Here is a 14,119-nt window from a genome sequence, read left to right on the forward strand (position 1 = left end):
AGTATCTATGAAAAACAAAGAGAGCATTGCAATGATTGGGGCGGGCAGCTGGGGAACAGCACTCGCCATTGTTCTTGCTGATAACGGTCATGAAGTTCGCCTGTGGACTCAAAACAAAGAACGCATCAAAGAAATCAATGAAACACACACCAACCAACAATATTTACCGGGCATTGAATTGCCCGAAAATATTGTTGCTTCCAGTTCAATGGAAAGCGTATTAAGCGGGTTGGATGTCGTTGTACTGGCTGTTCCCACAAAAGCAATTCGTGAAGTGCTCCAGCTCATCAAAGAGATTCGAATAGAACCTTTTACCATCGTTCATGTCAGCAAAGGAATTGAACCGGATACGTTAATGCGCATATCGGAAATGATTAGAGAAGAACTGCCTGAGAAATTATGTAAGGATATCGTTATTCTTTCCGGTCCGAGTCACGCAGAAGAAGTGAGTCTGCGTCATCCAACAACCGTTACAGTTTCTTCTGAGAATATGGAAGCTGCAGAAAGAATTCAAGATATTTTCATGAATCAGCATTTTCGTGTTTATACAAACCCGGATATAGTTGGTGTGGAAATTGGAGGAGCTTTAAAAAATATTATTGCTCTGGCAGCAGGTATTTCTGATGGTCTCGGTTATGGAGATAACGCCAAGGCGGCCTTGATTACGAGAGGACTTGCTGAAATCGCCCGCCTGGGCACAAAGATGGGAGCCGATCCGCTTACCTTTTCTGGACTAACAGGAATTGGCGATTTAATTGTTACATGTACAAGCGTTCATTCGAGAAATTGGCGTGCAGGCAATATGCTTGGAAAAGGACAAAAGCTGCAAGACGTTCTTGATAATATGGGAATGGTTGTGGAAGGGGTCCGCACCACGAGGGCAGCCCGTCAACTTTCTCTTAAATATGAAGTAGAAATGCCGATTACTGAAGCATTATACCGTATTTTATTTGAAGGAAAAGAGCCAAAAGCAGCTGTAGACGAATTGATGGCTCGTATGAAAACAAATGAAATGGAAAGTTTAGTTGATATTATTGATCGTCAGCAAGGAAGCTAGCAGAAAGGGCATTTAAAATAATCAAAGCCCGTGACTTAGTCATATAATAAAAAATGAATAAGCCAGCGCTTAGTAATTTGGTGGTCGTTATAGCTAAAGCGGCAAAAGCTGCTTTAGCTTTTTTATGTGGCAAGGTTGTCCAATTTTTTATTGGTTATGTTATAATCATGACGAAAAGGACAGGGGGTACCGAGCTACCCTGATTTGTTATTCAAGATGTAGCGATTGATCAAGGAAAGGGGCAATAGAAGATGTCAGCATCCATGATGAATATGTGGATCTCTTTTATAGGGATGGGACTAATGATTGTATCAGTTTTCGCCATCTATGTAAGCCGCTATAAATTTAAAAATGGGTTTTTAAAAGCGATTTCCGCTCTTTTGGCGTATGCTTGTATGATTATCGGCGGATTAATTATGGTGTATATTGTGTTTAGCGGTCCAGCTTGAAGATTGAAGGAGAGAATCAGCGAATGAAAAAACTAGCCATTGTTTTCGTAGTTACCCTGACAGCAGTCTTTATGAGCGGGTGTATGTTTCCTCAAGAGCGGCGGGCTGAAAATCAAATGCCGTACGGAGAGCAAGTTCAGACTGTTCAGTCTGCTGTTGATCAATTTAAAGAGGCGAATGGCGGAATTTTACCGATCAAAACAAAAGAGGAAAACACACCGCTATATGAAAAATATCCAATTGATTTTAAAAAGCTCATCCCGCAATTTATCGCTGAGCCTCCGGGTAATGCATACGAGTCGGGCGGGATTTTTCAATATGCTCTCGTAGATGTTGAGGAAAATCCAACGGTTAAGTTAATTGATTTGCGCATGGCAGAACAAATCAGGGATATACAAATACGTATTCGCTCTCAAGGATACCCGCCGTTTAAAAAAGAGATAGCGCATAACGTTTATTCGTTAGACTTTAAAAAAATTGGCTTTAAAGAGGAACCTTATGTTGTTAGTCCATATACACAACAAAACTTGCCGCTTGTTATTTCAGGTGACGGCAACATTTATGTAGATTATAGCAGTGACTTGTATGCAGCGATTAAGAAATCACAGGAAAAGCTGAAGCAAGGAGAAGATATTCGGCCGATATTGTTAAAGGATTCTCTGTTTGCTCCTGCATTTTCGCTTCCGTATACCGTGAACAATAAAAATGAACCTGTTTTTATGGTGAAATAAAAGAAGTCATCCGCTTATAGGATGGCTTCTTTTATTTTATAGGAATATTTTCAGTCATATAAAAGCAGGACAACATCATACAATTTATTGTAGGAACAATACCGCTAATAAAAAAAGCAAACAATAAAGTCGGGAGGGAATTTCTTGGAAAAAGCAGATATTTTTAAAGATATAGCTGAACGGACAGGTGGGGATATCTATTTAGGAGTCGTCGGGGCGGTCCGTACGGGGAAATCCACGTTCATTAAAAAATTTATGGAACTGCTTGTTCTTCCTAATATAGACAATGAAGCGGAAAAAGCGAGAGCGCTTGATGAACTGCCGCAAAGCGCAGCAGGCAAGCAAATTATGACAACAGAGCCAAAATTTGTGCCCAATCAGGCAATTTCTATAAATGTGGATGAAGGACTTTCGGTGAATGTAAGGCTTGTTGATTGTGTTGGGTATGTGATTGAAGGGGCGAAAGGGTACGAAGACGAAAATGGTCCAAGAATGATTCACACCCCTTGGTTTGAGGAGCCGATTCCTTTCCATGAAGCGGCTGAGATCGGTACGCGAAAAGTCATCCAGGAACATTCTACGATTGGCGTGTTAATTACAACAGATGGCACGGTTGGAGAAATACCAAGAGCCAATTATTTAGAAGCGGAAGAGCGGTTAGTTGAAGAATTAAAAGAAGTAGGCAAACCATTTATTATGATTGTAAACTCGGCGCGTCCTCATCATGCAGAGACAGAGAGCTTGCGTGAAAGTCTTGCTGAAAAGTATGATATTCCAGTAGTAGCGATGTCAGTGGAAAGCATGAGAGAAGCGGACGTAATGAGCGTGCTTCGTGAAGCTCTGTTTGAATTCCCTGTCCATGAAGTAAATGTGAATTTACCAGGATGGGTCATGGTATTAAAAGAAAATCACTGGCTGCGCGGTCATTACCAAGAGGCGATTAAAGAAACAGTTCAAGACATTAAGCGCCTTCGAGATGTAGATCGGGTGATTGGACAATTTGATCAATATGAATTTATTGAGAATGCGGGCCTTGCCGGTATGGATATGGGGCAAGGGGTAGCTGAAATTGACTTGTTTGCTCCGGATGAGCTGTATGACCGAGTATTAAAAGAAATTGTCGGCGTGGAAGTTCGCGGAAAAGATCATTTGCTCGAGCTTATGCAGGAATTTGCCAATGCTAAAACAGAATATGACCAAATTGCTGATGCATTACGAATGGTTAAACAAACAGGATATGGTGTGGCAGCTCCTTCGCTGACCGATATGAGTCTAGATGAGCCAGAGATTATTAGACAGGGGTCGCGATTCGGCGTGAGATTAAAAGCGGTAGCCCCATCTATTCACATGATTAAAGTAGATGTAGAATCAGAATTTGCTCCAATTATCGGAACCGAAAAGCAAAGTGAAGAGCTTGTTCGCTATTTAATGCAAGATTTCGAGGATGATCCACTATCGATCTGGAACTCTGATATTTTTGGCCGGAATTTAAGCTCCATTGTCCGAGAAGGCATTCAGGGTAAACTTTCGCTTATGCCAGAAAACGCTAGGTATAAATTAAAAGAAACATTGGAGAGAATTATAAACGAGGGCTCAGGTGGCATGATTGCTATTATTTTATAAGCATTTATTTGCAGACTTCCTTTTACGGCAGGGGAGTCTTTTTTGTGATTTTGCCCAAACCTAGAAAGAATGAGAATTATTAAGGGATTCTGCTTGATATGGCATTTCTTATGTGATAATCTTTTAACAGAATTAATGTATAAAACATTGATTTAAAAGCTTTTTTTCATTTTTATGTATAAAAAACGAAAAAATAGCTTAGGAATGAAAGTAATGGTAGAAAATACAGACTTTCGTTGAAACCCCCTTTGGGAGGAGGTGAATGGCATGAACAAAACAGATTTAATTAATCAAGTTGCAGAAACAGCAGAATTATCTAAAAAAGATGCTACTAAAGCGGTTGAGGCCGTTTTTGATGCCATCCAAAACTCATTAGCAAGCGGAGACAAAGTTCAATTGATTGGTTTTGGGAACTTTGAAGTACGTGAGCGTTCTGCACGCAAAGGGCGCAATCCGCAAACTGGAGCAGAAATCGAAATCGCAGCGAGCAAAGTACCTGCATTTAAACCAGGTAAAGCTTTAAAAGATGCGGTTAAATAATTACATAGCCTAACGGCTACAAGAGAGGCCTTCGTGGTCTCTCTTTTTTATATTTATATACAGCCAGCGTCTCTGTCCACATGTTTGCTTGCTGGAGAGCGGAGAGTGGAGACATTTATGGCTTGGAATGAACCTTCTAAAGCAGTCGCTAACAGGAAAAGGTTAACGATACTTTTTTGGCTAAAGAATCTTTGCCTGTCTAGATAGAAAGGGTATGATGGACTTATGTGTACTGGCATGGAATAGCTCTAGTTACTAAGCTAACTTTGCTTTCTCTATCAGAGTGTGTAAGCGGCCCTTCATGAGAACTATAAATCTGCTATGACGCCGAACGAGCGTCTTTCGCTTTTCGTCCAGTTATGCTACTATTTAGTGAGTGTTTTAATTTTACGATTGATAGAGAGGATTGTAGAGGATGGCTGAAGTAAATCACGCTCAAATTGAAGAAGCAGTTCGTATGATTTTGGAAGCAGTTGGAGAAGATCCTGACCGTGAGGGGTTGTTAGATACACCAAAGCGGGTAGCTAAAATGTATGAGGAAGTTTTCTCCGGTTTAAATAAAGATCCAAAAGAATATTTTGAAACTATTTTTGGAGAGGATTATGAGGAACTCGTACTCGTGAAGGATATTCCTTTTTACTCAGTATGTGAGCACCACCTTGTTCCTTTTTTTGGGCATGCACATGTTGCCTATCTTCCTAAGAACGGAAAGGTCACAGGGCTTAGCAAACTGGCAAGAGCAGTGGAAACAGTAGCGAGACGCCCTCAATTGCAAGAACGCATTACAGCTGAAGTTGCCGATGCAATGATGGAAAAACTTCAGCCGCATGGTGTAATGGTAGTAGTCGAAGCGGAGCATATGTGTATGGCTATGCGTGGAGTGAAGAAGCCAGGATCTAAAACTGTTACAACGGCGGCGCGCGGAAAGTTTGCCAATGATGTGCACTCACGCTCAGAATTGTTGAATTTAATTAAAGGCTGACAAAAGAGAGGTTGAGGATCAAATGAAGAACAATCAGGCCGACTTTATTATGATCCGGGCGATAGAAGATGGAGTGAACGTTATCGGTTTAACGAGAGGGTCCGATACCCGCTTTCATCATTCAGAAAAGCTGGATAAAGGAGAAGTCATGATTGCTCAATTCACAGAGCATACTTCGGCCATTAAAGTTCGCGGCCGCGCTAAAATTATTACAAGTTTCGGTGAAGTGGAAAGCGGAAATGAAGCATAAGGGGTATACGAGATGAATGAATGGCTTAAAAGAAAAACAATAATTGAAAAAGAAGTGCAGCGGAGACTTTCTTATCCTTATTTAAAGAAATTTATTGAGAGACCGAAAGTCGATGAAGTTCGCCTGCTTACTTTAATGCTGCCTTTTACTATGGAGCAGCTATCGTCAGAAGAGACGACAAAATATATTACAACAGCCACCCTAATTCAAATCGCCCTCGATACCCATGAAAAAGTAACGGCTTCATCTAACGAAATTGCAATTGATCAACAGCTGACTGTGCTCGCTGGAGATTATTTTAGTGGATTATATTATCAAATTTTGGCGGAATTAAAAGATATCCGAATGATTCGGACACTCTCAGATGCTGTTAAAAGTATCAATGAGAATAAAATCGTCCTTTACCAGCGGGAGCATACATCCATTGATTCTTTAATGGAAAGTGTATACAAAATTGAAACAGAAATTGTCGAACGCTTTTATACTGTTTTTCATTTTCAATCTTTTTTTCCGATGGTTTCCCGTTTATTGTTCGCGAAAAGGCTATTGGAGGAAAGACAGAACTTTCTCGCCGGAGGACAAGCTTTAACCGCCGAAGCAATCGCAAGCTTAGATGGTCCGCAAAAAAACACTCCGCTTTCCTTAGATAACCGACAGGCAATTGTGCAAGTGTATGATTATTATATTAATCGTGCCAAAAAAGAAGCGGAAAGAACTTTAGGATATCGATGGCCTGCTAGTTCTGAGGAACAGTTATACAGTTTGTTGTATAATGCGGTCTTTGGAAACAAAACATATGCGGAAGAAGGTTAAAGAATGCAACAATCAAAAGAAGAAAAAGTCCATCGCGTGTTTGAGAAGATTTCCTCTAACTATGATCAAATGAATTCTTTAATCAGCTTTCAACAGCATAAGCGATGGAGAAACACCACGATGAAAAAGATGAATGTCCCGAAAGCGGCTTCTGCCCTTGATGTGTGCTGTGGAACAGGGGATTGGACAATTGCGCTTGCGCAAGCTGTCGGGCCGGAGGGTCACGTGGTGGGGCTCGATTTCAGTCAAAATATGTTGAATGTTGGCAAGAGAAAAGTAGAAGAGTCTGGTTTGGAACAAGTGAAGATGATTCAAGGAAATGCTATGGAGCTTCCGTTCGATGATCATACGTTTGACTACGTGACCATTGGATTCGGACTTCGAAATGTTCCGGATTATATGCAGGTACTTCGAGAAATGAACCGTGTTCTCAAGCCGGGTGGCATGGCTGTGTGTCTAGAGACTTCCCAGCCAACCATGATCGGTTTCCGGCAGCTGTATTTCTTTTACTTTCGTTTTATCATGCCGCTATTCGGAAAGTTATTCGCGAAAAGCTATCAGGAGTATTCCTGGCTTCAGGAATCTGCCCGTGATTTTCCCGGAATGAAAAAATTAAAGCAAATGTTTGAACAGGCGGGGTTTGTCAATGTTAGCTATATGCCGCATACAGGTGGCGTGGCGGCAACCCATATGGGTTTTAAACAAAAGTAAATAAGCTGGGTGGAAAAAATGAAGTTAACTATGCTGTATTCGTTTCTCAAAGCGGATATTGATTTAATCGAAAAAGAATTAGAGATGGCGATCTCTTCTCCCTCTTCTTCATTGCGGGATGCATCGCTTCATTTGCTGCAAGCAGGCGGAAAACGAATACGTCCCATTTTTGTGCTGCTTGCGGCCAAATTTGGCGAATACAATATAGATCGGGTAAAGAATATAGCGGTGGCTCTCGAATTAATTCATATGGCTTCACTTGTTCATGATGATGTGATTGACAATGCAGAACTCCGACGCGGCAAGCCAACTGTGAAAGCAGAATGGGATAATCGGGTAGCTATGTATACGGGCGATTATATTTTCGCCAGAGCCCTTGAATACATGACAGATATTGAAAATGTTGAAGCGCATCAAATTTTGTCAAACACTATGGTCGAATTATGCATCGGTGAAATAAATCAAATAAAAGACAAATACCGTTTTGACCAGAATTTAAGGGATTACTTGCGCAGAATTAAGCGTAAGACAGCTATATTAATCGCGGCAAGTTGTCAAATAGGTGCCATTTCTGCCAATGTCCCGAAGGCTGTTCATGAGCAGCTGTTCCAATTTGGCTATAATGTCGGCATGGCCTTCCAAATCACGGACGATATACTGGATTTGACAGCTACGGAAGAAGAACTCGGTAAACCGGCTGGAAGCGATCTTTGGCAAGGAAATGTGACGCTACCTGTCCTGTATGCATTAGAGGATGAGCAGTTGCGGGAAAGGATCATCCAGGTAAACAAATATACTGTAAAATCAGAGATAGATGAAATTATCGGTTATATTAAACGAAGTGACGCCATCGACCGTTCACATGCGTTAAGCCAGCGGTATTTAAGCCGAGCTTTGGATATACTGGATGATCTGCCTCCTAATCGGACAAAAAAATCACTTCGGGATATTGCCAGATTCATCGGCAAACGAAAATATTAGTTTTTTGAGTGCAAACATTGTCAACTCGTCTAATCAATGGTACTATTTTTAAGGATTGTTATTAAAAACGATACATATTATAGGAGTGAATACAATGGAAAAAACATATTTAATGGTTAAACCTGATGGCGTTCAAAGAGGCTTAATCGGTGAAATCGTTGCCCGTTTTGAAAAGAAAGGTTTTCAATTAGTCGGCGCTAAACTAATGAGCGTTTCTAAAGAAACAGCTGAACAACATTACGCAGAGCACAAAGAGCGTCCTTTCTTTGGCGAATTAGTAGACTTCATTACTTCTAGCCCCGTATTCGCTATGGTTTGGGAAGGCGAGAATGTAATCGCTACAGCACGTCAAATGATGGGCTCTACAAATCCTAAAGATGCAGCACCTGGTACAATCCGTGGCGATTTCGGAGTAACAGTTGGCAAAAACATCATCCACGGCTCTGATTCTCCAGAAAGTGCAGAGAGAGAAATCTCTATCTTCTTTAAAGAGGAAGAATTAACAACTTACAACAAACAAATCAACGAGTGGATTTACTAATAAAAGCGGAGCCGACTGTTCTGGGGCGACAAGCGTATGACAGCATGACGAAGTGGCGTCTTTCCAGCCATGCAGTCAGGCTGGCATACGATCTCGAGCCCCAAGAAGGCATAGCTAGACAGTAATAAAAGCGGAAACGGCCGTTTATCGGCGACAAGCATAAGGCGAGCCGTCTGGAAGGTTGTTCTTTAACCTTCTGGACGGCTTGACTTATGACCTCGAGCCGATGGCTGTTGCAGCTGGATAAAAGAAAAGCGGAAGGTGCTCATTCAGCGTGATAGGGGATTGGAGGTGATTCCGAGGAGTCGTTCTTTGACTCCCCGGAATCGTCGTAATCACCGTACGCGCTAGCGCCTGCAGCTAGATAAAAGAAAAGCGGAGCCGACTGTTTTGGGGCGACAAGCGTATGACAGAATGACGAAATGGCGTATGTCAGCCATGCAGTCAGACTGACATACGACCTCGAGCGCCAAGGAGGCGTAGCTGGACAGTAAGAAAAGCGGAAACGCTTCACAAAAGAAAGGTATAAGCTGCCGTCAAAAAGACGGTAGCTTTTTAATTGTTCTTTAATTTTCCAAAAAATTCACCCCCTTATGTTTCTCTCTTCGTTATAATAGGAACTATAGAACGGTAATAAATGCCTATCAACAAACCGCACCAGACAAGAAGGGGGACGGGCAAATGAGTGATTATGAAAGCTTTATTATGAATATTAAAAGAAAAACAGGTATTGATCTTGGTAAATATAAAGAAGCGCAAATGAAACGGCGTTTAACTTCCTTGTATGAAAAGAAGGGCTGCCGCTCCTTTAAAGAGTTTTTTGACTTAATAAACGCAGATACCAATCTTCTTAATGAATTTTTAGATAGGATGACAATCAATGTATCTGAGTTTTATCGAAATGCTAAAAGATGGGAAGTTCTTGAAAGAAAAATTTTTCCGCGGCTGCTGTCAGAAAACAAAAAAATAAAAATATGGAGCGCTGCCTGTTCAACAGGGGAGGAGCCTTATACAACAGCAATGGTTCTCTCTAATTATTTGCCATTATCTCAAATCTCTATTTTGGCTACAGATTTGGATGTGAATGTTCTTCAAAAAGCAAAAAGGGCTGTATATCCTGAACGCTCACTGGCAGAAGTCCCGATTGAGAAAAAACAAAAATTTTTTACAAAAGAAGGGGACTTTTATAAAGTTAGCGAGGAGATTAAACGGACAGTTACATTTAAGAAGCAAGATTTGCTGGCCGATCGCTTCGATTCAAATTTTGATTTAATTATCTGTCGTAATGTGATGATCTATTTTACTGAAGAAGCAAAAGACCATTTGTATCAAAAATTTAGTGCGTCATTAAGAGAGGGAGGCGTGCTGTTCGTTGGGAGTACAGAGCAAATCTTTAATCCAGGAGAATACCAATTTGAAGCGGAGGACACATTTTTCTATCGCAAAGTTAAATAATTAAGAGGGAACATGTAAGGCTTTTCTGCGAAAAGCCTTTTCTTTTTGGAGATCAATATTTAGAAAAATCTAAAGAATTATGACAAATATGCCGTCAATTGTGGTAAAATTCTCAAAAACATACTTAAGAATTGAATCATAGTTAAAAAAAATATGTTATAGTAGTACATAACCGCTTTAACGAGTTGAAGGGAGAAAGTAAAATGAGATACTTAACAGCAGGAGAATCGCATGGACCACAATTAACAACCATTATTGAAGGGCTGCCAGCCGGAATGCCCCTTACAGCTGAAGATATAAACAAAGAACTCAGCCGTAGACAAAAAGGCCATGGCCGGGGACGCCGAATGCAAATTGAAAAAGACCAGGCCCAAATTAAGAGTGGAGTCCGACATGGATACACGCTCGGATCACCAGTTACTCTTGTCGTCGAAAATGACGACTGGAAACATTGGACAAAAATCATGGGTAGCGAACCGTTTGATGAAACAGAAGGAGAAGAGATCAAGCGACAAATTACTCGTCCTCGTCCAGGACATGCGGACTTAAACGGTGGCCTGAAATACGGTCATCGTGATATGAGAAATGTGCTTGAACGCTCTTCAGCCCGTGAAACGACCGTCCGGGTAGCAGCAGGAGCTGTAGCGAAGCAGTTGTTAAAGCTGCTGGGCATTGAGATCGCCTCCCATGTCATCGAAATTGGCGGCATTAAAGCCGAACAGGTGAAATTTGAAAATTTATCTCAATTACAGGAGTTAAGCGAAAACTCACCCGTTCGCTGTCTTGACCCAGAAGCAGAAAAGAAAATGATGCAAGCGATTGATGATGCGAAAGCAAACGGTGATTCAATCGGTGGGGTTGTTGAAGTAATCGCTGAAGGAATGCCAGCCGGAGTAGGAAGCTATGTTCATTGGGATAGAAAGCTCGATGCAAAAGTAGCCGCAGCTGTTATGAGCATCAATGCTTTTAAAGGTGTAGAGATTGGAATCGGTTTTGAAGCCGCAGAGCGATTTGGAAGCGAGGTGCATGATGAAATTGCTTGGCAGGAAGAGAGAGGGTACTATCGAAAAACGAATCGTCTTGGCGGCTTTGAAGGCGGAATGACGACAGGAATGCCGGTTGTTGTTCGCGGGGTAATGAAGCCGATCCCTACACTCTACAAGCCACTTGAGAGTGTAGATATCGATACGAAAGAGCCGTTCACAGCAAGTATCGAGCGTTCAGATAGCTGTGCTGTGCCAGCAGCAGCTGTTGTTGCCGAAGCTGCCGTTGCCTGGGAGCTGGCTTCAGCTATTGTTGACCAGTTCTATAGTGACCGTATGTCGGCCTTATCTGCCTCATTAGATGAATTCCGTCGCTACACAAAGGAGTTCTAATTATGAGAGAACTAATGATTGAGACGCCGGGTCAATCCTATCCTGTTTATGTTGGAGAAGGAGCGTTGCACCAACTAACCAGATTATTTGCCGGTCCTCTCAAGGAAACAACAAAGCTGCTTATCATCGCTGATGAGCTGGTCGCATCGTTTCATGGGGACACGCTGAAGCAAGCTCTCCCACCAGGATTGCCATATGAGTGGTTGACGGTCCCGAGCGGTGAGCAGGCTAAAACATTTGCGTCATTTGAAAGCTGTTTAACATTCGCTCTCGAAAAAGGGCTCGATCGCAAATCGTGTATTTTAGCATTTGGCGGCGGTGCTACAGGTGATTTAGCCGGTTATGTAGCAGCAAGCTATATGAGAGGAATTGCATTTGTTCAAATCCCGACAACTATCCTGGCACACGATAGCGCGGTAGGTGGGAAAACGGCCATCAATCATCCGCTCGGCAAAAATATGATTGGTCATTTTCATCAGCCAGCAGCGGTCGTTTTTGATACTCGCTTTCTTCAGACGCTTCCTGAACAACAAATACGTTCAGGGTTTGCTGAAATTATCAAACATGCATTAATTGCTGATTCTGCTTTTTTAAAAGAGTTGCAGATCAAGGTAAATAGTTTTAAAGATCTGTCTTCTGACTTTCTTGCTTATTGCCTTGAAAAAGGCATTCAAATCAAAGGAGAGATTGTCAAAGAAGATGTTAAAGAACAAGGGATTAGGGCTTATTTAAACTTTGGCCATACATATGGTCATGCACTTGAAGCAAGACTCGGCTATGGCCAGATTACACATGGAGAAGCTGTAGCAGCGGGAATGGTTTTTGCTCTGTACGCGAGTGAGAAAAAGGTAGGCTTAGCTTTTGACTTGAAAAAGTTCATGGTTTGGCTTAAAGAGCTCGGCTATCCACTGGATTTAAATAGCGAACTGTCATTTGATGAATTATACAAACTAATGGAAAGAGATAAAAAAACGATTGGCGAAAGCATCCGCTTTGTTTTATTGCAGGAAGTGGGCCGGCCGGTTATTAAAGAGATGAACCGGTCGGAATTAGAAGAAGCTGATCGTTTTATGAGGGAGGAGGCTGCCGTATGATCAGAGGCGTTAGGGGAGCAACGACTGTTAAAGAGAATACTGAAAAAGAAATGATTGATTGTACGGAAGTACTTTTAAGAGAAATGGTTGAGCAAAATGATTTGCAGCCCGAGGATGTGTGTTCGGTCTTTATTTCAGTAACAAATGACATTAATGCTGCTTTTCCTGCAAGAGCTTTAAGGCGGCTGCCCGGATGGGAATACGTGCCGGTCATGTGCATGAATGAAATTCCCGTGCCTGGCAGCTTGGCACAGTGCATTAGAGTCATGATGCACGTGAATACTAAAGCAGCGCAGCAGGAAGTTAATCATATTTATTTAGAAGAAGCTGTGAAGCTACGGCCGGATCTGCAACAAACGAGCCAGTGTGGCCAATTAAGCAAGTAATCAAAAGAAGGGATTGTGATGAAGATGAAATGGAAACAACAAATTACCGGATTGAAAGCTTATCAGCCCGGGCGTTCAATTGAAGATGTGAAGAAAGAGTACGGTCTTGAAAAAATCGTTAAGCTTGCATCAAATGAAAATCCTTTCGGTTCATCCAATAAAGCGAAAGAGTGGGTGCAATCTTACGGATCATCCTATGCTCTTTATCCGGACGGTTATACAACGGCCCTTCGCTCCGCTCTCAGCGAATTTCTTAGTGTAGATGAAAAGCAGCTTATTTTTGGCAATGGGTCTGACGAGCTGATTTTGATTATTTCTCGAGCGATGTTAGAACCAGGCAAAAACACGGTTATGGCAACTCCTACTTTTCCGCAATACCGGCATAACGCTACGATTGAAGGAGCGGAAATCCGTGAAGTGCCTCTTGTGGACGGCGCACATGACTTAGACGCGATGCTTTCAGCGATAGACACACAAACAGCTGTTGTCTGGTTATGCAGTCCGAATAATCCAACGGGCATTTATATTAACAATGACCAGCTCGTGCAATTTTTAAATAAAGTCCCAGAGGATGTTCTCGTTGTGCTTGATGAAGCCTATTATGAGTATGTAACGGCAGAGGATTATTATAATGCGTTAGAGATTGCAAAGAAGTATCCGAATGTACTCGTTTTAAGAACGTTCTCTAAAATTTACGGTCTAGCGAGCTTCCGAGTCGGCTATGGATTTGGCTCCGAAGAAATTATCCGTGCTTTAGAGCCGGTTCGCGAACCATTTAATATTAATACACTTGGAGAAGGCGTTGCTTTATCGGCACTATCAGATCAGGACTTCGTAAAGAAATGCCGAGAAGAGAATAAAAAGGGCCTCGAACAATTCTATCAATTTTGTAAAAGTGAACATCTTGACTATTATCCGTCAGAAGGAAACTTTATTTTAATTGATTTCAAATGTGACAGTGATGAGCTGTTCCAATATTTAATGAAAAAGGGGTATATCGTTCGTTCCGGAAATGCCCTTGGTTGTCCAGGAGCTGTTCGGGTAACAGTCGGATCTTATGAACAGAATGAAGGAGTTATCCAAGCTATGAAGAGTTTTATAGCAGAAAACGCAATTAGACAGTAGGTGTT

The 14,119-nt window shown here is 41.7% G+C and carries 16 protein-coding genes; all 16 read left to right on the forward strand.

All coding sequences use genetic code 11. From position 1 onward, the window contains the following. Nucleotides 1-7 precede the first annotated feature (7 nt). The 16 genes from MKZ02_RS10395 (at nt 8) to hisC (ending at nt 14,114) form a co-directional block, all read left to right on the forward strand. Nucleotides 8-1,057, forward strand: coding sequence for an NAD(P)H-dependent glycerol-3-phosphate dehydrogenase (locus MKZ02_RS10395; protein WP_340853463.1), 1,050 nt, complete (start codon nt 8-10; stop codon nt 1,055-1,057). A 251-nt stretch (nt 1,058-1,308) separates the two neighbouring features. Further along, complete coding sequence (locus MKZ02_RS10400) at nt 1,309-1,506, forward strand: DUF2768 domain-containing protein (RefSeq protein ID WP_340853464.1); 198 nt, start codon at nt 1,309-1,311, stop codon at nt 1,504-1,506. 23 nt (nt 1,507-1,529) lie between these two features. Beyond that, nucleotides 1,530-2,237 carry a hypothetical protein gene (locus MKZ02_RS10405; RefSeq protein ID WP_120032615.1) on the forward strand — a complete coding sequence of 236 codons (708 nt, stop codon included), beginning with the start codon at nt 1,530-1,532 and terminating at the stop codon, nt 2,235-2,237. A 144-nt stretch (nt 2,238-2,381) separates the two neighbouring features. Next, nucleotides 2,382-3,860 (forward strand): stage IV sporulation protein A, encoded by a 1,479-nt coding sequence (gene spoIVA / locus MKZ02_RS10410; protein ID WP_120032613.1) that lies wholly within the window; start codon nt 2,382-2,384, stop codon nt 3,858-3,860. 267 nt (nt 3,861-4,127) lie between these two features. Continuing rightward, the gene (locus MKZ02_RS10415; protein WP_041096968.1) at nt 4,128-4,400 is read left to right on the forward strand and encodes an HU family DNA-binding protein; all 273 of its coding nucleotides are present in this window, start codon (nt 4,128-4,130) and stop codon (nt 4,398-4,400) included. 415 nt (nt 4,401-4,815) lie between these two features. Continuing rightward, nucleotides 4,816-5,382 (forward strand): GTP cyclohydrolase I FolE, encoded by a 567-nt coding sequence (gene folE, locus MKZ02_RS10420; RefSeq protein ID WP_120032611.1) that lies wholly within the window; start codon nt 4,816-4,818, stop codon nt 5,380-5,382. Nucleotides 5,383-5,404: 22 nt separating this feature from the next. Then, on the forward strand, nt 5,405-5,632 hold the full coding sequence (gene mtrB / locus MKZ02_RS10425; RefSeq protein WP_120032609.1) for a trp RNA-binding attenuation protein MtrB: 228 nt from the start codon (nt 5,405-5,407) through the stop codon (nt 5,630-5,632). A 12-nt stretch (nt 5,633-5,644) separates the two neighbouring features. After that, nucleotides 5,645-6,445: a heptaprenyl diphosphate synthase component 1 gene (locus MKZ02_RS10430; protein ID WP_340853467.1), complete on the forward strand. Its 801-nt coding sequence runs from the start codon at nt 5,645-5,647 to the stop codon at nt 6,443-6,445. Nucleotides 6,446-6,448: 3 nt separating this feature from the next. Continuing rightward, nucleotides 6,449-7,156, forward strand: a complete 708-nt coding sequence (locus MKZ02_RS10435; protein ID WP_120032604.1) for a demethylmenaquinone methyltransferase — start codon at nt 6,449-6,451, stop codon at nt 7,154-7,156. Nucleotides 7,157-7,174: 18 nt separating this feature from the next. Next, on the forward strand, nt 7,175-8,137 hold the full coding sequence (gene hepT, locus MKZ02_RS10440; protein ID WP_120032602.1) for a heptaprenyl diphosphate synthase component II: 963 nt from the start codon (nt 7,175-7,177) through the stop codon (nt 8,135-8,137). Between the two features lie 94 nt (nt 8,138-8,231). Continuing rightward, the gene (gene ndk, locus MKZ02_RS10445) at nt 8,232-8,678 is read left to right on the forward strand and encodes a nucleoside-diphosphate kinase (protein ID WP_049662901.1); all 447 of its coding nucleotides are present in this window, start codon (nt 8,232-8,234) and stop codon (nt 8,676-8,678) included. Nucleotides 8,679-9,359: 681 nt separating this feature from the next. Beyond that, nucleotides 9,360-10,133 carry a CheR family methyltransferase gene (locus tag MKZ02_RS10450; protein WP_340853468.1) on the forward strand — a complete coding sequence of 258 codons (774 nt, stop codon included), beginning with the start codon at nt 9,360-9,362 and terminating at the stop codon, nt 10,131-10,133. Nucleotides 10,134-10,336: 203 nt separating this feature from the next. Beyond that, complete coding sequence (gene aroC / locus MKZ02_RS10455; RefSeq protein WP_340853470.1) at nt 10,337-11,509, forward strand: chorismate synthase; 1,173 nt, start codon at nt 10,337-10,339, stop codon at nt 11,507-11,509. A gap of 2 nt (nt 11,510-11,511) precedes the next feature. Further along, complete coding sequence (aroB, locus tag MKZ02_RS10460; protein ID WP_340853471.1) at nt 11,512-12,603, forward strand: 3-dehydroquinate synthase; 1,092 nt, start codon at nt 11,512-11,514, stop codon at nt 12,601-12,603. Beyond that, nucleotides 12,600-12,989, forward strand: coding sequence for a chorismate mutase (gene aroH / locus MKZ02_RS10465; RefSeq protein WP_340853472.1), 390 nt, complete (start codon nt 12,600-12,602; stop codon nt 12,987-12,989). The genes aroB and aroH overlap by 4 nt, the downstream gene beginning before the upstream one ends. Before the next feature lie 24 nt (nt 12,990-13,013). Continuing rightward, nucleotides 13,014-14,114: a histidinol-phosphate transaminase gene (gene hisC, locus MKZ02_RS10470; RefSeq protein WP_120037809.1), complete on the forward strand. Its 1,101-nt coding sequence runs from the start codon at nt 13,014-13,016 to the stop codon at nt 14,112-14,114. The last annotated feature ends 5 nt before the right edge of the window (nt 14,115-14,119 follow it).

Origin of the sequence: Pseudobacillus sp. FSL P4-0506, from assembly GCF_038003025.1 — a bacterium.
Classification (GTDB): Bacteria; Bacillota; Bacilli; order Bacillales; family Domibacillaceae; genus Pseudobacillus.

Bases quoted from the DNA above. Each gene is read 5' to 3' on its own strand.
- ndk (WP_049662901.1), top strand. From the start codon at position 8,232: ATGGAAAAAACATATTTAATGGTTAAACCTGATGGCGTTCAAAGAGGC.
- MKZ02_RS10415 (WP_041096968.1), top strand. From the start codon at position 4,128: ATGAACAAAACAGATTTAATTAATCAAGTTGCAGAAACAGCAGAATTA.
- aroC (WP_340853470.1), top strand. From the start codon at position 10,337: ATGAGATACTTAACAGCAGGAGAATCGCATGGACCACAATTAACAACC.
- folE (WP_120032611.1), top strand. From the start codon at position 4,816: ATGGCTGAAGTAAATCACGCTCAAATTGAAGAAGCAGTTCGTATGATT.
- MKZ02_RS10405 (WP_120032615.1), top strand. From the start codon at position 1,530: ATGAAAAAACTAGCCATTGTTTTCGTAGTTACCCTGACAGCAGTCTTT.
- mtrB (WP_120032609.1), top strand. From the start codon at position 5,405: ATGAAGAACAATCAGGCCGACTTTATTATGATCCGGGCGATAGAAGAT.
- hisC (WP_120037809.1), top strand. From the start codon at position 13,014: ATGAAATGGAAACAACAAATTACCGGATTGAAAGCTTATCAGCCCGGG.
- MKZ02_RS10435 (WP_120032604.1), top strand. From the start codon at position 6,449: ATGCAACAATCAAAAGAAGAAAAAGTCCATCGCGTGTTTGAGAAGATT.
- aroB (WP_340853471.1), top strand. From the start codon at position 11,512: ATGAGAGAACTAATGATTGAGACGCCGGGTCAATCCTATCCTGTTTAT.
- MKZ02_RS10400 (WP_340853464.1), top strand. From the start codon at position 1,309: ATGTCAGCATCCATGATGAATATGTGGATCTCTTTTATAGGGATGGGA.
- MKZ02_RS10430 (WP_340853467.1), top strand. From the start codon at position 5,645: ATGAATGAATGGCTTAAAAGAAAAACAATAATTGAAAAAGAAGTGCAG.
- MKZ02_RS10450 (WP_340853468.1), top strand. From the start codon at position 9,360: ATGAGTGATTATGAAAGCTTTATTATGAATATTAAAAGAAAAACAGGT.
- aroH (WP_340853472.1), top strand. From the start codon at position 12,600: ATGATCAGAGGCGTTAGGGGAGCAACGACTGTTAAAGAGAATACTGAA.
- hepT (WP_120032602.1), top strand. From the start codon at position 7,175: ATGAAGTTAACTATGCTGTATTCGTTTCTCAAAGCGGATATTGATTTA.
- MKZ02_RS10395 (WP_340853463.1), top strand. From the start codon at position 8: ATGAAAAACAAAGAGAGCATTGCAATGATTGGGGCGGGCAGCTGGGGA.